This is a genomic window from Legionella gratiana (assembly GCF_001467695.1).
GTDB lineage: Bacteria > Pseudomonadota > Gammaproteobacteria > Legionellales > Legionellaceae > Legionella > Legionella gratiana.
Window position 1 is genome coordinate 336,681 of record NZ_LNYE01000020.1, and the last position, 16,923, is coordinate 353,603.

Below are 16,923 nucleotides of genomic sequence, written 5' to 3' on the forward strand. Positions count from 1 at the left end.
CGATTCAGAGTAAAAGCGGGAATGCGCAGCATTTATACGGGATCCAGTATCACTTTATTTTTTATATCGAATTGACGTTAAGTAGTTCCAGGCAATCGCTCTAAAGCATTACATTTATCTAATGCATCAAGAAAATCTGCGGGAGATAATGCCTTTAGTTTTTCGTTAATAGGTAATTGCAGTAAAAGTGGGGGTATTTCTTGTACCCCTTTATTTTTTAGCTCCTGTGTAATCTGAGCATTTAACTTCTTGATCACCTTAACCGTACACATACCTACAAATGGAGAACAAATAAGCGTAGCAGGGTTTTTCTCTTCAGAATGAAAATGTTTCTCAGCGGACGATCCTTGCTGAATACTTACATGATGAATAGGTCCAATTAATTCAGCATCGTGGATTTCACGTTGAATCGCACTAAACTTCCTTTCTAATTGTTGCAACCAATTATCACCCAAATGTTTTTTTAAGTACCTTTTTGTTTCATCATCTTCAATCAATTTATCCAACTTAATTTTATATACTTCGCTATACAGAAACTCTGTTAAAACAAACTCATCTTTTCGATAATTCATACGTGGTACCATGGGCGCACCTTTCATCGCTTTAATTTCAAAAACCATATCAGAAGAAGCAGTAAGTTCTTTAGAAAAACCTTCTTCTGATGCCTTCTTAGCATCCATATAAATTTGGGACAAAGAAGAAGTATCGATTAATAACCCCATACGTTCAAATATCGCCAAATCAGATACAAGAGATGCAAGATCAAATAAAATCCCGCGTTTCGCTAAAGTTATATGCTCATATTGGCTAAAACGAAGTTTCTGCCAGTGTCTCGACTTAAATGTTAAATGCCGTACTATACGGTTCACATTAAAACTGATTCCTGTATCTTGTTGTTCTAATTTTCCCAACTCCAGTAGTTGTTTGTTTAATTCCATATTGCCTATCGATTTTTCTAAAAAAGCAATAGCTTGATTCTTTTCCTCAGCAATTAACTCATCCTGTTGCTCAGAGGTAATTGCCCTATCCAATAAACATAGGCTATCCAAATCATCGCTACTAAGCCCTATTGCCTGAATTATCTCTTCTCTTTTCATAAATCACCTGATTCAACAAATGAGTAATAACGAAGCATAATTTCTTCTACTAAATTGTTAACAAAATTAATAAGCAAGCTAGGGAATAGCTCATCATTAATGTTTTCTTGGGCTTGAAAAAGTAAGTACTGCTGGGCAATAAAATTAACCATCTCATTAATCCGTTCAGGTTTTGCCAAATAAAAAAAACAATCGGGTAATGCAATCACAATTTTATTAATTAATTTCTGAGCATCAGTATCTGAAATACCTAGAACAAAAGATATGGCAGAAATTGTGTGATACTTTGCATGTATATTTGCTTCGCAATATTGATCTACAATTTCATAAATCTCTCTGGCAGACTGCTCTTTTCTTGGGTGCATAGGCGTTACTCCTATTCACTTGCATCTATCCGTATAATAATCCCTAATAATTCAATTTTAGACCAAATTTCTGAAAATCCTACTTCGAGATTATCTGCATTGAACCTAGAAAAAGTAGTTGGTGCCGTAGCGAGCGAGTTAAAGATGCTGAAGATGTTTTTTCTAGGTTGAATCAGACTTAGAATCTTCCACTGCGAAAATCATCCATGGCCTGTATTATTTCTTCCTGGTTATTCATCACAAAAGGTCCATGTCGCATTATAGGTTCATGAATTCGAGCAGCTGCAATCATGATACATTGACAGGCGGTCTCTCCTCTTAAAAATAAAACCTCACCTGAACCCAACTTTGCCAAAGTATCGTGTTGAACCAATTGTTCGTCAATATGAACGGTTCCTGAGATAACAAGAAGAATAGCCTGGTAATCATTAGGAATATGTTGTCGCATACTCGCCCCAGGAGGCAAAATAATATCAAAAAATAAAGGATCTGTTGCAATGCCACTAATTGGTGAACTTGTACCCCTATCCGTTTGACCGGCAATGACCTTAATTTGAGCTCCAGAATCATTTGTTTCCACGGGCAATTGCCCGCTTAACATTTCTTGATACCGTGCTGGTTTCATTTTTTCTACTGCAGGTAAGTTCAACCATAGCTGCAAACCATGTAATCGACCATTAGCTGAAGGCATTTCTGAATGAACAATTCCTTTTCCAGCAGTCATCCACTGAACATCTCCCGCACTAATAACTCCTTTATGGCCTTTATTGTCTTCATGAGTAATACTGCCATCAAGCAAATAAGTAATCGTTTCGAAACCACGATGAGGATGAGCGGGAAATCCTGCCATGTAGTCCAATGGATCAGCACTATTGAAATAATCAAGCAAGAGCAGAGGCTCAAAATCATTGGTTTGTTCTATACCAATATAGCGGTGTAATTTTACACCGGCGCCCTCGCGCACTAGAATGCCTTTAATTAATCGCTCTACTTTAATTTCGCGCATGAATACACTCCATGTTGGCAATGACTCTAATTTCCTAATCCTTTTCTATAGCATAGTCCAAAATAACCAAAAATTTGAATTTACATACTAAAATTAATTACCTTTGATTCTTGCAAAATAATCCTAGAAAAAGCAGTTGGGTCCGTAACGAGCAAGCTAAAAATACGGTAGGTTCAGTGCTCTTAGCTCGCATAGTAGGACCCAACTGCTTTTTCTAAGATAATACTAAAGCTCGCTCCATTTAATATTTTCGAATCCTCTATTGAAAGCATCCCACCATGCAAACTCACTATGGATTTCGTAATCGATAAACCAAGTCCAATATGTTTTCCTGTAGTGTCACTTGAATTTAATGTTGTAAATGGCTCAACAATTTTTTCTCTATCTCGTTTACGTACTCCTGGGCCATCATCATCTACGCGGATCGTCGCTGATTTATTTTGATATTCCAAACTTACTCGTATCTCTTTATGGGCGTATTTAAGCGCATTACTAATGAGATTATTTACTGCGTGGTACAACAATTTAGGATCAAATAATATAAATTCATTATCATTTTGTTGGTAATTAAATAATACCTTTATTCCATAAGATTGATGATTTTTTAACAAATTCTCCAGCCATTGACGTAAATTAAGCTGCTCCTTGTTTATTTTAAGTTCGTTTGTGGCGCTTTGTGAGTATAGTAAAAAAGTGCTGACCAACCTATTCAATTCTTGCGCATCTTCTTCGATGCTTTCAAAGTGTTCTTGTTCTTCACTGGACTGAGTTTTTAATTTTTTTAAAGAATCAAGAGCTAATTGTATGGTATATAAAGGCGTGCGAATTTCATGGGCGACAAATCGAGCCATATTTTGTTGTGACTGCATGAGTTCATTTATTTTGTTACCCATAGCAACAACATTTTCATAAACGCCTCTTAAGGTTGAAAAGCGATTTAGGTTCACATCATAATTAAAGTGACCTTGGCTATATTCCTGCGTTAATTTATATATTTTTGCGCTGTTTCTACTAAATAACCAGGTGAGAAGCACCACAGCAAAAACAGTCAAAAAAGTTATCGTTATAACAAAATATAGTTGAATCTCAGATAATCGAAGTGAAAAATAGGGATAGTTTAATGGCCCCACAGTTATTATTTTATCACTATCAGGAATTTTAAAATAAACTGTTGTTATAGGATTTTCACCAGATGGAATATCATAAACTACATCATTATGTATTAACTTGTTTCTTGCTATATAAGAACTATTTTTATTATGAACTGATGTGAGTTTTAAAGGAATTTGATACTGATGCTGGAGCTTATCTACTGCCTCCTCCCATTTGCTCATTGGGATAGTCGTTAATGTGCTTAAAATAAGAGTTCGCATCAAATAGGTTGCACCTTGAACCATATCATTGATTGATGCCCCCATCCGTACTTTTAAAACAGAAGAACTCTTGTTAATCCGTTTGTAGGCATAAACATCATGAATACTATACGTCAAAAACATCAGATTTTTTGCATCTTTATAAACAATTTTACCTGCCAGCAATTGTTCTTTTTCTGTATCTGAGAAATGTAGGGAATTCAGATCAACAACTTGCGCAATATTCTGATTGTGTGAAAATAACTTTTTTAACTCCTCATTAGACCTATTTCGAAACGCTGCTGTAGCGAATGTCGCAACAGATTTATTTGACTCGTTTGACTTTAGTAGTATTTGCTCTAGCACGGAAAAATTACCTACTCCTAAAATGTCCTGAGTTTTTTGAGACATTATTCGTATTGAGTGCGTAAAGGATAGATAAAAACCTAAAAGAATAATAAAAAGGATTAACAAGGAGACGAAAATTGTTTTTAAGTATAATTTCATTATTTATCGTTCCATGAATCCGATAAAAATAGATATCCTTTACCATAAATCGTTTTAATTCGATAAGGATGATCGACATTATCGCCCAATATCTTTCTTAATCGTGAGATCTTAAGGTCAATACTTCGGTCTACCCCATCGTATTCTCTGCCACGTAGCGCATAAGCAATATTATCTCGACTCAAAACAGTATCAGCATTCTTTGCTAATAGAGTCAGTAGTTCATATTCACTTGGACTTAAATCAATAAGTTTCCCAGAATAACTTACGCTTTTTTTGATTAAATCAATAAATAAATTATCAAATTGAATTTTTTTAGGAGCTACAATTAAATTTGGTCTTCTTAAAAGCGCAACTATTCGTGCTTTTAATACCTCTTCTTTAACGGGCTTAGTTATATAGTCATCCGCTCCAAGTTTAAGGCTAGTTACCTCGTTTTGCGCTGTGTTCAAAGCAGTTAACATCAATATCTTACCGTGATATTCATCACGTACTGTTTCACAAATCTGCTCCCCATTCATTCCTGGCAGCATGATGTCAAGAATCACTAAATCGGGTTGCTCTCTAATAATACGGTAGACAGCGCTATCACCTCGAGACTCTGTAGCAATATCATACCCCTCATCAGTAAGCATTTTTTTTAAATACTTGACTAATTTGAGGTTATCTTCAACCAACAGGATGTTTGCTTTCATAGTTTCCATTTCGATGAGGATTAATATTATTGTAGTACTACTTTACCCTCAGATTTGGACAAGTGTACGGCATGAAACTCCTTAAGTGCTAGGCAATTCGATCTATATTTGCTCTTACAAAACAGTTAAATATTCTTGAAACAGCGTTGTAGGCAAATGCTGGCCTTGGCCAAATAGATTCATAAGAATAACAATAGTTGAATCGGTTTGAGGATGATACATCACCAATGAGGTATACCCTACAAATTCACCGGTATGTCCAATCCATTCATCAATTTCCCCAATACCCATCCCATACTTATCGTATTCAGGGCAATTAACTGGTCCTCGTCCAGGAACAGTATCGGCACAGGGTGAAAACACAATAGGCATCAAACTACCTAGGCGTATCGATTGCATCGCCGGGGTCAACAATAGACCTTTTCCTAAAGCAACGCCCCAAACGTGTAAATCTTCCAGACGTGAAATCATTGCACCTGAAGCGGCTGCGCCTGTAGGGCTGGTATTAGTAAGATCTTCAAGTGGATTAAAGCCATAACCATGAGCAAAAGGCTCAGGGATAGGGAGTGTATTTAGATAAAACGTATTCGATAATTTAAGTGGCAGAAGTAAACGCTGGGTAATTTCATTCGCTATTGGACGATTCGTCACCATTTCAATAATTATCCCTAAAATCACAGTGTTCGTATTGGAATAATGCCAATTAGCTCCGGGAGAAAAATAAGGAAGATTAGTATTTGCAATTGAAACAAGCTCCATGGGCAACCAGATTCGTGTTAAATCACTGACAAACTCATTCACAAAATTAGGATCTTCCGTATAATTAAATATACCACTGGTCATTTCAGCAAGTTGTGCCATGGTTGAATTATCATTTTGCAGACCAGGTATAAATTGACTTAAAGGAGTGGTTAATTGCAGTAATCCTTCTTCAATTAATTGCAACATGACTGTCACAGTAAATGATTTAGTGATACTGCCTATTCGGAAATGATCGGCGCGGCTTATCGGTCTTAAAGTTGCCAAATCCGCGACCCCTTCTTCTATAATTAGTTGCCCCTGTCCGCCAATCCAGACGCCAGATACGATCCCAGGAACCCCATATTGTTGTTTTATATGCTTCGTCATTGCACGTAATTGAGCAGCTGTCGTATCAGGTAAACATCGGCCCGGGAAACAAGGAGCAATATGGACACTCAATTGATCCTGGAAACTGGGTCGAGAACAGAGAAATGAACTCGGACTATTATCTCCTTCGCCTTTGGTTTTACAAATCACTGGTCCAGTATGTGTGGATTTCATAAGACCTGCATTTAATTGCAGAGTGAGCAGACAAGACTTTTTGGGAGCGAGTAAAAAAGGATTACTGCATAATCCATCGCCTGTTAGTTGCGTCACTCCACGAATTGGAGCCATAGTAAGTAATCGAGTTATTTTGGTGTTATTGGTAACCTGATACTGCGCAGAACTTATCTCATTGGCAAGTAGTCTATTAGGCGCTTTTTTTATAGCAACGATAGAGAATGTTGGTTTTGCAACTGTATTGCTTGTGCTTGCTTGCAGCATAAAAGAAGCAAGGAATAGCAAGCCGCCAATAAAATAGTGTAATCGCTTTTGATTCATTTTTCTTATACCAAAGTTGGATTCTATCAATCTTCTAAGCAGGATAATGGAGAACCAGGTTTTTGTTTTTCAATCCACGCTGAATGATTTCTCATTATTAATAATACAGATTATCTACGATTACCGAATATATCAATAATTCTTTCACCCAGTTTTGTGACAAAATAAGGCCAATTGATACAAGTATTATACAATTAATGATTTGTGTTTCAGTATAATGAATTTATCAACGCATTGAACAGTAACACCCAGGAAACATACATGAAAGAAAAAATTATCAAATTAGCAACTTCACTTGTTGACTTAAGTTCATTGACCTCTAAGCCGCAATCTGATGTAGAAAAAATTAGGAGGGAAGCCATGATATCGCAAGTAAGTGTGGCTACAGTGATAGGCAATGGCTCGCCTATAACCCATGGCTATGGAGATGTAGCCGTAGACACTGTTTTCGGAGCTGCATCACTGAGCAAACCCGTATTTACTTACCTTGTATTAAAGCTCATAGACGCTGGAAAACTCTCTTTAGATATGAATGGTCTCAATAACATTTTGCCTTTTAAGGCTTTTTGTGAAGAACATGGTTTTAAATGGAACAATGATGAAGAAATTAATGAAGAGGATATTTCACGTATTAATGCATTTACCCCTGCCATGATTCTCTCTCATAAAACTGGCTTTGATTTAAGCCGAACAAATCAAGTGAATCATCAATTTGAACCGGGACAAGAATATTATCGATATTCAGGGCTCCCCTTATTTTATTTGCAAAAAGTAATTGAAAAACTTCACGAACCGGAAAACCTTGAAGTACTTGCTCATAAATATGTGTTCGATCCCTTACACATGGACCATAGCAGTTTTGGTGAACAACCATGTGCCGCTAATAGCTTAACGACTACTGCTCAAGATTATGCGCTTTTTGTGCAAGCATGGATGAATGATAAAAAATTACAATATGCTTTTAATGAGCGAATTCGTATGACACAGGATCCCTGGGCGAAAGAGACTGTGTCCGATCAAAGGGATTTAAACTACGTGGCTGAATGTTTGGGATTTCAACTTGAACTAGATGAACAGGGTAAACCTCTTACTGCGTTTAAGACAAGCGATATGGGACCGTGGAGAGGATGGGTTGCAATCGATTTAAGTGATGATTTAAAAGAAAGAAAAGCAACCGTATATTTTGCAAAGGGCCCAGATCCTGATGGCAACGGACATATCCTCGCTGAGGCATTAATGAAACCGAATTTTCAATTAGACCATGGGCTTAGGTGGTTTAAAGAAAAATATGGCTTTGCCACTGGTTGGGAAGAAAACTGGGATGTGCTGCAAAAGGTACGATGTAACCGCGGAATGAACTATCAAGAACAATCACCGACATTGCCCAAATCAGAGCAAAAAGTCATTGAACCTATTGAGAGCACTCAAAAAATGTTTCAGTTAATGCCACCTACCCCAAAACCAACACTAAAAACGATGCAATCTCAAGAGCAAGAAGCAAATTCAAATCAACCTATTCAAGAAGTTGAGGAAACAAGAAAGGATAATGAAACACTAGAGGAGCGAGAATTTAATCTCACACTATCCTTTTGATCCTTGAAGTCAACTTTTTGTCGTTATTTACTTAATCCTCTAAGGGCGCAGAACCTAAGCGCCCTATTAAAATTTTAAAAATTACGGAGTTTAGGAGTTAAAACCTGCTACAAGAGCCGTGTTTTACTGTAAGCAGCAATTCTACCTCCAGACTCTTTATCTAATGAAGGTGTTAAACTAATCACCAATTTACCAGACTTAATGTCCTTTAAAGTTTGATCGGGGGCATTTTTTATATTTTCTGCAAATTGGTGCACTAAAAATTCAATAAGCTTTTCACGTTTCATCTCATCATACCTTATCTATACTGCATCAAGAATAAATTCATGATGTTCTACAACGGACAACTAATAGATTAAAAGCCTTCGCAGCTTCAACAATCTATACCTATATCAGTTTTAGTATAGCCTATACCATTGAATAATGCTGAAGAAGCCAAACGAACGTTCATTTATTTAACTGCGAGTGTCGGATCAAATCTAAATTTTTATAAGCCGTTCGCTACTGTAACTCAGTCTCCCACCTGACTCTTTATCGAATGAAGGTGTTAAACTAATCACCAACTTACCAGACTTAATGTCCTTTAAAGTTTGATCGGGAGCATTTTTTATATTTTCTGCAAATTGGTGCACTAAAAATTCAATAAGTTTTTCGCGTTTCATCTCATAATACCTTATCTATACTACATCAAGAATAAAATTCACGATGTTCTACAATGTACGTAGATTAAAAGCCTTCACAGCTTCAACAATCTATGCCTATATCATTTTTAGTATAGACAATACTACTAGTAATGCCTGGATCTCGTTTTTTAAAATGCTTACGACATGTCGATGAATACATATCATTACCCCCAATCACGACCTGATCGCCTTCGGTAATAACCTGTCCTTGTGCACTTAATCGTAAGATCATCGTTGCCTTGCGACCGCAATGACAGATCGTTTTAAGCTCAACAAGTTCGTCAGCCCATGCTAAGAGATACTGGCTGCCTTCAAATAATTCACCACGAAAATCGGTACGTAAGCCATAAGCAAGAACGGGGATTTCCAATTGATCAGTAATTTCTGTTAATTGATGTACTTGAGCTCTTGTTAAAAACTGTGCTTCATCAACCAAAATACACGCATATTTTTGGCATTGTTTAACCAATTTCTGGTACAGATCATCGTTTGCATTAAAAATTAAAGCCTCTTCAGACAATCCAATACGAGAATGCACTACTCCTTGTTGATAACGATTATCTATAGCAGGCGTAAATAACAAGGTTTGCATGCCTCGTTCTCGGTAGTTATAACTGGATTGCAAAAGTACCGTACTTTTTCCTGCATTCATCGCTGCAAAATAAAAATAGAGTTTTGCCATGAGAGATTTCTATTTTTTTTAAATTGCAGCCATCATAGCATTTCTCTGATATAGTGCAAAAAAATATATTTTTTATTGTTACCCTATCTTTTGCACACATGAGTTAGCTATGAATACAAAAATAAAATCTTTTTTTGCTGTTTTAATTTTAATGGCCGTATCATCAATATGCCAAGCAGATGTGCAGCTTAAAGACATTCAAGGGAACACCATTTCATTTTCATCTTTAAAAGGGAAATGGGTTCTTATTAATTACTGGGCAGGCTGGTGTAAAACGTGTATTGATGAAATTCCTGAACTCAATCGCTTTTATCACAAACATGAAAAAGATCCTGTTGCATTATTTGCCGTAAATTATGACGAATTACCCTTACATAAACAAAAAAAGCTCATCAAAAAATTCAATATCCTCTATCCTTCGCTAGCATTTAATCCTGCATTCGCATTAGGTTTAGGAGACATTATCGGCGTTCCTGTCACTTTTATCATCAATCCAGAAGGCAAGCTCGTTAATACACTGTATGGTGGGCAAGATATAAAAACTTTAGACTCAGCGATAGAAAAAACTTAATCCATTGCTGAACAAGCTTTTGTCCCTCGTCAGGCTCACTACTTTTGACTTAAAGAGCTTGTCGTCGTCCTTGCGAAAACGGTGACCCATTTTGATGTAGGCACAATGCTCCAATAGAAATGGATTTCCGCTGTCGCTAAAATGACAAATCCTTAAGCCAATGAAGAGCTCCGATGAAAAAATAAAAACCCAAAACATACAAGGAGTTTAAAATGCCTTACTTAGCTACTATGTCTCCAGAAGATGTCATTAATGTCGTTAAACCAAAAATGGATAATCTTCAAAGAATAATGACACTCAATACTCAGATCATCGTCGATACCAATTATGATATTAATATTGGTTTAAAGAGACTCTTCAAAAGTGGAAAAATAGAAGAGTCTCGTTATGAAGAAGAGCTAAAGCAAAATAAAAAAGAATTAAGTCTTAGGCAAAAGGCTCACAATAAACTAGAGCTCCAATTACAACGGATTAACCGACTCCAAGAAGAGGCTCAAGGTGAAACGCTTAGTTTTGTTATAGAAAAGGATATCCATCCAGATGAGTTAAAAAACTTAATTGTGCTCACAAAAATGAAAATCGCTGGAACTGAAGATAAAAATGAGAAACTATTTTTAAGCATTATGCTGCAAACAGCCCTATCCTGCAAAACGCAATTGAATGAACAAAGAAGCTTAACAACACAAGAGATCCCTATACTTAAAAATGAAAAGAGATATGCTTCTAATTTATTAGAAGAACTACAAAACTTTGGACTTGATCAATCAAAACCACCAGCAATTATCCCCAAACTGGGTAATATTGGCTTGATTAAACCTGCCGCTAACGAAGAATCACTCCCCGAAATAAGTGCATTAGAATCACAAATGACCTCTATTAGCACTGGATTTAAAGAATTCATTAATAGGATTTGCACCACCATAAATAAAGAACCTGTTTTTAATATTCCTGATGACTCAATAAGCACTAAAGTACCGGACTTTAAAGAGCAACTGAAATTAATAAAAACAGAAACCGATCACATGGAACAAAGCGGTGAGATAAGCAATGTTATGGGATTAAATTCTAAATAAAATCAGTTCGATATAAAAAATTGCATTTATTTTTTATATCGAACTCACGTTAAAATAAACACAGAAAGTCGAATATTAATCATATAAATTGAAGGATATACCCTATAGGGGACATATCCAACACTTCGTTCATACTCAGTTTATAGATGACTTCCTCTATTGCTCAGAGTGGGCCAAAAACTTATTGGCGTTGAGTATATACTTACAAATATCCATACCTCTTAATTTCTAAAAAGGACACCTAGGATATATCCAAATATTCTAGGAGCAATTGGACGGACCCCCATTGTAAAAATTAATCGTCTTAGCTCAAGACTGTGTTGTGATCTCTATGCAAAATGTGAATTTTTAAACCCTGGAGGTTCATTCAAAGATCGAGTTGGATATGAGATGGTCAAACATGCTCAAGCTAGGGGAGAAATTAAGCCAGGTGATACTTTAATTGAACCTAGTTCTGGCAATACAGGTATTGGCATAGCTCTAGCAGGTATTGTAATGGGTTATAAAGTTATTGTGACCATGCCGGCTAAAATAAGTTATGAGAAACAAATTATTTTAGAGCGCTGTAATGTGGGCCGCTTTAAAAGCAGCTAAACATTTAAAAAAAGATCAAAAATGCTTGGTAATTTTTCCTGATTCCATTCGAAATTACATGTCAAAATTTGTAAGCGATACTTGAATGAAAGAAAATGGATTACAATAAGCCTAGAACAATTTAGATTCGATTAAATTGTTCGCTTCTTTCAGAGGCATTGAGGACACTAAGAAATAAGGAGATAATGTGTGAGTATATCAAAATTAGCTCAAGCTTATTTAAGAGGAGGCGATTTTTCTCATCCAGGAGAAATCGAAGCGATACACTATACTATGAATCCAATCATTAAGAACCCAAAGCAATTATTACTTGATGTAGGATGTGGATTAGGTGGAACAGCTTCTTATATCCAACAAAATGGATGGGGAAAAGTCACAGGGATCGATATTGATCAAGAAGTATTGGATTATGCTAGAAAACATTATCCAGAGAGTTCCTTTTTTAAATGCGATGCATCACAATCTCATAATTTTTTTCAAGATAAAAAATTTCAAATTATTTATTTATTTTGCTCCTTTTTCTGTTTTTCGAAACAGGAAGAAAGTTTATCATCTTTGTCTCATGTTGCTGCAAGAGATTGTAATTTAATTATTTTTGATTATCGTCAATTCGTCGATTATCCACTCGATGATCCATTTGTTTGGTCAAAGAACTCTCCTCATTTTTACCCCATTGATTCTTCTATTGAAACGAAATTAAAAACTTCTGGATGGTGTATGAAGAAACAGGTGGATATCTCAGATAAATTAAAAAAATGGTACGAACATTTTATAACGGAGTTTGATAAAAAAAGAGAGGGCTATATTAAACAATTCGGAGAAGAGCTTTTTAACAAGATGCATTATGGTTATAGTTGTTTGCTCGATAATATTTGCCAAAGGAAAATTGGTGGCTCCATCATCTATGCAAAACTTATCAACTAGAGCATACTATGGGCTTTCATTGGCAAACAGGCGTTGTTTTTGCGCCTTTGTAATACGAATTTTTAATAGCCAATCACCCTCATCATTAATTGATTCGCTTAAAACAGAACCTAATTGGTATAATTGTGCCCGTAACTTTGCTTGGGTCGCTTTAAGTACTACTTCTTCAGTAGAAATTTCACCATGTAATTGAGTACTAATTGCCTCTTTTAATAAATCCAATCCCAAATTTGATGCAGCAGAGATCCAAACTTTACATTTTTCTTCTTGATAATCAACTTTAGGCTCGTATCCTTCTTTTAAATCAATTTTGTTGAATACCTGGATTATTGGAACATCATGAACATCTAACTCATCCAAAACTTGCTGAACTGAAAAAACGGTATCTCGCCAATGAGGATCAGAAATATCAATGACATGGAGTAATAAATCAGCTTGTTGCGTTTCCTCCAAAGTAGCACGAAATGCTTCCACTAATTGATGGGGTAAATCACGAATAAATCCAACTGTATCCGTCAAAATCACTGAGGAAGATCCAGGTAAATTAAGTTGGCGCATAGTTGGGTCTAAAGTAGCAAATAATTGATCCGCTACATAAATACTTTCTCCAGTTAATGCATTAAATAAAGTTGATTTACCTGCATTGGTATAACCCACCAAAGATACCGTACGTAAAGAGGCCTTTCGTCTTGACTGGCGATTTTGATCGCGGCTACTTCGCACTTTTTCCAACCGTTTATTAATGTATTTAATGCGTTCTCGCAATAAACGACGGTCTGTTTCCAACTGCGTTTCACCTGGTCCGCGGAGTCCAATCCCTCCTTTTTGTCGTTCTAAATGGGTCCATCCGCGAATCAAGCGGGTTGATAAATGTTGCAATTGAGCAAGCTCCACTTGCAACTTTCCTTCAAAAGTTCGAGCCCGTTGTGCAAAAATATCGAGAATTAGTCCACTTCTATCAACTACCCGACATCCCAACAAGCGCTCTAAATTTCTTTCTTGTGATGGAGATAATTCATGATTAACAAGAACCAATTCTGCATCATAAGCCTTAACCTTTTGGGCAATTTCCTCAGCCTTGCCTTGACCAATATAATACTTAGCATCAGGGGTTGCACGAGTACCTAAAACACAATCTAAGACTTCGGCATTGGCTGAAAGTGCTAATTCTTCAAATTCTTGCAATGCTTTACCTGCATCAATTCCTGGTAACGCTAATTGTACCAACACGGCTCGCTCACCACCTTGAGGACGTTCAAACACTAACCACTGCTCCTTAATTTAAATGACAAGCATCACTCTAATGCCTAATTCTCAATAAATCCGGGCGAGCTGTCTACGTCTTTATTAATTTATCATATCAATTATCATTTTTTCTTGATAGCTCAGAATAAAAAAATTAAGCCTTATTGTGTTGATGTAAATTGAGTATTAACGAACTTCTGATACTTTTGAAAAGAATTTATACATATAAATGTGCCGAGCAATTTTACATGATAAATTACTAAATCATTAGGATTTGATAATGATTTATTGGACTATAAAATTCCATATTGGAATGGATCAATACAACTCCTTTGCCCATTTTCAGGAATAGATGCTTGAATAACCTTGATCTCCTAATATGCTCTGTAACACATGTTAGACTCAGAATAAAATTTCTGAGTCTAACAACTAAAGATACAAGCAAAATTCAACCTATAAATGAACTATTTTTCTAGTCAGCGATCGTTCCTTCAGTTCCACCAGCTTCATCGTCTGCAAGCATTTTTATTGCACGTGAAGGAACTACCGTAGAAATCGCGTGCTTATAAACCATTTGAGTAATCGAATTCTTTAACATCACTACATACTGATCGAAAGAATCCACGATTCCATGCAACTTAATTCCATTTACCAAAAAAATGGATACAGGCACCTTTTCTTTACGTAATTCATTTAAAAAAGGATCTTGTAATAAATGATTTTTAGACATTGCCCACTCCTTATTGTTATTGTATTTATTAAAGGCAAAACATGCATCTGATCAGTAATTCGACATTTTTTCGTAAAACTTTAGATTAATTTCATGACAGTTCAATTTTAATCCGTTACTATTTGCAATTTAACCTTGAAGCCTAAAGAAAAAATACATGCAGAACAGTTTTCTAAAAAATCATGGCAGTAAAATAAATTTCGGTGGTGTTCACCGAAAAGGACAAAGGAGATGATACGAATGATTTGTACGGGGGTGACTCCTTTGTATTGTTGTTTAGTACCCCTTTCCCATCTTTAAATTTAAGGAGGATTAAATGCCATTTACTTATGAAGAAATCATTGAGCTAGAAAATCCCTATGAGCAACTTAGCAACGGTGATGCATTAGCTGAACATGCAAAAGTACTCAATCAGTTAAGCGAAAAAGAACAAAAGACGCTTGCTACAAAAATCATTGCAGCCTGTCCTGATTCAAAATTTAAACAATATGGCCGATACATTGATGCATTGAGAATTTTTGAAGCCGACGGGTTTCATGCGGTACTGTTTGACGCTTATCAAGTAAAGCACAGGATTTTTACTTTACTCGATCCTAGAAATAAAAGACCTCAGGCCTTATTTTTAGAAGAGTTTAACCCCGATATTTTTAATAATTTTAGCGAGCTCGCCAAAGAAGTATTAAAAGGCAATGAACAAGCAATTGCAGAACGGTTAGCGCTTTGTACACCAGAAGGATCGCGCAGCAAACTCGCTCGAAATATAGAGATTACTTTCCCCCACAGTACTTTTGCCACAAAATCAAAAGCGGCTTTTGCCATACGTCACAATATCGATATATTATTAGGAGAAAATCCAGAACAGTTTTTTGAAAGTCGCGATTTTAATAAAGATGCTTACAATATGTTCCCAGGCATATTTCAAACTTTATTAAAAGGACAAGAAGAACAAATTGGTAAAAAACTAAAATCTGTTGATAGTAAAGTCAATATTAGACACCAATTGGAATTACTTCACACTGAAGTATTTGATGAAGCCAATCCCTTTAAACTCATTGCCGAAGCAATGGGACCAAAAGTAGAACAAAAGAAGGTTTCATTTCAAGACACAAAGCCACATCATATGTTTCACCATTCACGAAGATCGTCTGTAAGTCCAAAATTCTTTAATGAAACGCCTAAGGTGAGTAATGAAACAGATGATAAAAAATCTGAGGAAGAACATGAAAAATCTTCTTTCAGTTGCTAATTTAAAACTCAATCGCCCTTACAATAAAGTAAGGGCTCTTTTCTTTGATCCTTAATTATAGAGGTAACTTAATGACACACGAAAAACTCACAGTTGCATTAGTGCAAGAAAAATGGCACGAAAACCCCAAAGAGCATCAAGACAAACTGGCTGCCGGAATTCTTACTGCAGCACAACGAGGAGCCAACGTTGTTTGTTTACAAGAACTTACCTTAAGTCCTTATTTTTGCACTCGCCCAGACGTAGATCCAACTCCATTTATGGAAGATATTCATACCGGCCCTACTGCGCAATTTGTCAGTAAACTAGCGAAGGCAAACAATATATGCATTACCGCCTCTCTCTTTGAAAAAGCAGGTTTCAATACCGCTGTAGCTTATGACAATAAAGGTGATCTTTTAGGAATAACTCGAAAACAGCATATTCCCAGTGGGGAAAAATACCATGAAAACTTTTACTTTAAACCCGGAGACTCGGATTATCCCTTACATCACCTCGCAGGCCATCAATGGGGGTTACCGACGTGTTATGATCAATGGTTCCCAGAGCTATCCCGAATTTACGGTTTAAAAGGAGCAGAAATTTTAGTTTATCCCACTGCGATCGGAGGTGAACCTACCGCTCCAGATGTCGATACTCAACCTATGTGGCAAAAAGTAATGGTTGCTCAAGGAATTATGAGTAATACATTTATCATTGCAGCAAATCGAATTGGCTGTGAAGATGGATTGGAATTTTATGGAAGCAGCTTTATTAGTACACCTATGGGTGAAATTTTGGCGCAAGCACCACGTAACAAACCAGCGGTATTAGTCGTCGAGTTAGATTTTAGCCAACGCGCATTGTGGGGAAGATTATTTCCTTTTGGACAACAACGCGAGCCTGAAACCTATCACGAACTAGTAAAAGCACGTTAACCCCTTTGGAATATCGACAT

Annotated in this window: 17 protein-coding genes and 1 pseudogene; 7 read left to right on the plus strand and 11 right to left on the minus strand. The window is 36.3% G+C overall.

Annotated elements, in window-relative coordinates; translation table 11 throughout:
- Positions 1-77: 77 nt before the first annotated feature.
- The 6 genes from Lgra_RS06275 to Lgra_RS06300 form a co-directional block, all read right to left on the minus strand.
- Positions 78-1,097 (minus strand): hypothetical protein, encoded by a 1,020-nt coding sequence (locus Lgra_RS06275; protein WP_058498404.1) that lies wholly within the window; start codon positions 1,095-1,097, stop codon positions 78-80.
- Entirely contained in the window at positions 1,094-1,462 is a 369-nt protein-coding gene (locus Lgra_RS06280) for a hypothetical protein (protein WP_058498405.1), read from the minus strand. The genes Lgra_RS06275 and Lgra_RS06280 overlap by 4 nt, the downstream gene beginning before the upstream one ends.
- A gap of 178 nt (positions 1,463-1,640) precedes the next feature.
- Complete coding sequence (locus tag Lgra_RS06285) at positions 1,641-2,468, minus strand: pirin family protein (RefSeq protein WP_058498406.1); 828 nt, start codon at positions 2,466-2,468, stop codon at positions 1,641-1,643.
- 182 nt (positions 2,469-2,650) lie between these two features.
- Entirely contained in the window at positions 2,651-4,327 is a 1,677-nt protein-coding gene (locus Lgra_RS06290) for a sensor histidine kinase (protein ID WP_058498407.1), read from the minus strand.
- A complete protein-coding gene (locus Lgra_RS06295; RefSeq protein ID WP_058498408.1) occupies positions 4,327-5,022 on the minus strand; it encodes a response regulator in 696 nt (231 codons plus the stop codon). The genes Lgra_RS06290 and Lgra_RS06295 overlap by 1 nt, the downstream gene beginning before the upstream one ends.
- Positions 5,023-5,136: 114 nt before the next feature.
- Positions 5,137-6,645, minus strand: a complete 1,509-nt coding sequence (locus Lgra_RS06300) for a serine hydrolase domain-containing protein (protein WP_058498409.1) — start codon at positions 6,643-6,645, stop codon at positions 5,137-5,139.
- Between the two features lie 261 nt (positions 6,646-6,906).
- On the opposite strand from Lgra_RS06300, the gene Lgra_RS06305 reads away from it, so the two are divergent.
- The gene (locus Lgra_RS06305; protein ID WP_058498410.1) at positions 6,907-8,238 is read left to right on the plus strand and encodes a serine hydrolase domain-containing protein; all 1,332 of its coding nucleotides are present in this window, start codon (positions 6,907-6,909) and stop codon (positions 8,236-8,238) included.
- Between the two features lie 107 nt (positions 8,239-8,345).
- Here Lgra_RS06305 and Lgra_RS06310 read toward each other — a convergent pair whose 3' ends face one another.
- The 3 genes from Lgra_RS06310 to Lgra_RS06320 form a co-directional block, all read right to left on the minus strand.
- A complete protein-coding gene (locus Lgra_RS06310) occupies positions 8,346-8,525 on the minus strand; it encodes a hypothetical protein (RefSeq protein WP_058498411.1) in 180 nt (59 codons plus the stop codon).
- Positions 8,526-8,717: 192 nt separating this feature from the next.
- On the minus strand, positions 8,718-8,900 hold the full coding sequence (locus Lgra_RS06315; RefSeq protein ID WP_058498412.1) for a hypothetical protein: 183 nt from the start codon (positions 8,898-8,900) through the stop codon (positions 8,718-8,720).
- A gap of 82 nt (positions 8,901-8,982) precedes the next feature.
- Complete coding sequence (locus Lgra_RS06320; protein ID WP_058498413.1) at positions 8,983-9,603, minus strand: thymidine kinase; 621 nt, start codon at positions 9,601-9,603, stop codon at positions 8,983-8,985.
- A gap of 109 nt (positions 9,604-9,712) precedes the next feature.
- On the opposite strand from Lgra_RS06320, the gene Lgra_RS06325 reads away from it, so the two are divergent.
- The 4 genes and pseudogenes from Lgra_RS06325 to Lgra_RS06340 all read left to right on the plus strand — a co-directional run bounded on the left by Lgra_RS06325 (position 9,713) and on the right by Lgra_RS06340 (position 12,765).
- Positions 9,713-10,174 (plus strand): TlpA disulfide reductase family protein, encoded by a 462-nt coding sequence (locus tag Lgra_RS06325; protein WP_058498414.1) that lies wholly within the window; start codon positions 9,713-9,715, stop codon positions 10,172-10,174.
- A gap of 212 nt (positions 10,175-10,386) precedes the next feature.
- Positions 10,387-11,247 (plus strand): hypothetical protein, encoded by an 861-nt coding sequence (locus tag Lgra_RS06330; RefSeq protein ID WP_058498415.1) that lies wholly within the window; start codon positions 10,387-10,389, stop codon positions 11,245-11,247.
- A 246-nt stretch (positions 11,248-11,493) separates the two neighbouring features.
- Positions 11,494-11,811: pseudogene (locus Lgra_RS06335) on the plus strand (pyridoxal-phosphate dependent enzyme); the annotation flags it as partial.
- A 219-nt stretch (positions 11,812-12,030) separates the two neighbouring features.
- Complete coding sequence (locus Lgra_RS06340) at positions 12,031-12,765, plus strand: class I SAM-dependent methyltransferase (protein ID WP_058498416.1); 735 nt, start codon at positions 12,031-12,033, stop codon at positions 12,763-12,765.
- A gap of 6 nt (positions 12,766-12,771) precedes the next feature.
- On the opposite strand, the gene hflX is transcribed toward Lgra_RS06340, so the two are convergent.
- Both hflX and hfq read right to left on the minus strand, forming a co-directional pair.
- Positions 12,772-14,028: a ribosome rescue GTPase HflX gene (gene hflX / locus Lgra_RS06345; RefSeq protein WP_058498417.1), complete on the minus strand. Its 1,257-nt coding sequence runs from the start codon at positions 14,026-14,028 to the stop codon at positions 12,772-12,774.
- 454 nt (positions 14,029-14,482) lie between these two features.
- Positions 14,483-14,740 carry an RNA chaperone Hfq gene (gene hfq / locus Lgra_RS06350; protein WP_058498418.1) on the minus strand — a complete coding sequence of 86 codons (258 nt, stop codon included), beginning with the start codon at positions 14,738-14,740 and terminating at the stop codon, positions 14,483-14,485.
- Between the two features lie 316 nt (positions 14,741-15,056).
- Between hfq and Lgra_RS06355 the strand changes: the two genes are divergently transcribed.
- The gene (locus Lgra_RS06355; RefSeq protein WP_058498419.1) at positions 15,057-15,986 is read left to right on the plus strand and encodes a lpg0008 family Dot/Icm T4SS effector; all 930 of its coding nucleotides are present in this window, start codon (positions 15,057-15,059) and stop codon (positions 15,984-15,986) included.
- A 71-nt stretch (positions 15,987-16,057) separates the two neighbouring features.
- Positions 16,058-16,903, plus strand: coding sequence for a carbon-nitrogen hydrolase (locus Lgra_RS06360; RefSeq protein WP_058498420.1), 846 nt, complete (start codon positions 16,058-16,060; stop codon positions 16,901-16,903).
- The last annotated feature ends 20 nt before the right edge of the window (positions 16,904-16,923 follow it).

Coding starts and splice junctions, on each gene's coding strand:
- Lgra_RS06305 (WP_058498410.1), top strand. CDS start 6,907: ATGAAAGAAAAAATTATCAAATTAGCAACTTCACTTGTTGACTTAAGT.
- Lgra_RS06285 (WP_058498406.1), bottom strand. CDS start 2,468: ATGCGCGAAATTAAAGTAGAGCGATTAATTAAAGGCATTCTAGTGCGC.
- Lgra_RS06320 (WP_058498413.1), bottom strand. CDS start 9,603: ATGGCAAAACTCTATTTTTATTTTGCAGCGATGAATGCAGGAAAAAGT.
- Lgra_RS06315 (WP_058498412.1), bottom strand. CDS start 8,900: ATGAAACGCGAAAAACTTATTGAATTTTTAGTGCACCAATTTGCAGAA.
- Lgra_RS06360 (WP_058498420.1), top strand. CDS start 16,058: ATGACACACGAAAAACTCACAGTTGCATTAGTGCAAGAAAAATGGCAC.
- Lgra_RS06355 (WP_058498419.1), top strand. CDS start 15,057: ATGCCATTTACTTATGAAGAAATCATTGAGCTAGAAAATCCCTATGAG.
- Lgra_RS06325 (WP_058498414.1), top strand. CDS start 9,713: ATGAATACAAAAATAAAATCTTTTTTTGCTGTTTTAATTTTAATGGCC.
- Lgra_RS06275 (WP_058498404.1), bottom strand. CDS start 1,097: ATGAAAAGAGAAGAGATAATTCAGGCAATAGGGCTTAGTAGCGATGAT.
- Lgra_RS06310 (WP_058498411.1), bottom strand. CDS start 8,525: ATGAAACGTGAAAAGCTTATTGAATTTTTAGTGCACCAATTTGCAGAA.
- hfq (WP_058498418.1), bottom strand. CDS start 14,740: ATGTCTAAAAATCATTTATTACAAGATCCTTTTTTAAATGAATTACGT.
- Lgra_RS06330 (WP_058498415.1), top strand. CDS start 10,387: ATGCCTTACTTAGCTACTATGTCTCCAGAAGATGTCATTAATGTCGTT.
- Lgra_RS06300 (WP_058498409.1), bottom strand. CDS start 6,645: ATGAATCAAAAGCGATTACACTATTTTATTGGCGGCTTGCTATTCCTT.
- Lgra_RS06280 (WP_058498405.1), bottom strand. CDS start 1,462: ATGCACCCAAGAAAAGAGCAGTCTGCCAGAGAGATTTATGAAATTGTA.
- Lgra_RS06295 (WP_058498408.1), bottom strand. CDS start 5,022: ATGAAAGCAAACATCCTGTTGGTTGAAGATAACCTCAAATTAGTCAAG.
- Lgra_RS06290 (WP_058498407.1), bottom strand. CDS start 4,327: ATGAAATTATACTTAAAAACAATTTTCGTCTCCTTGTTAATCCTTTTT.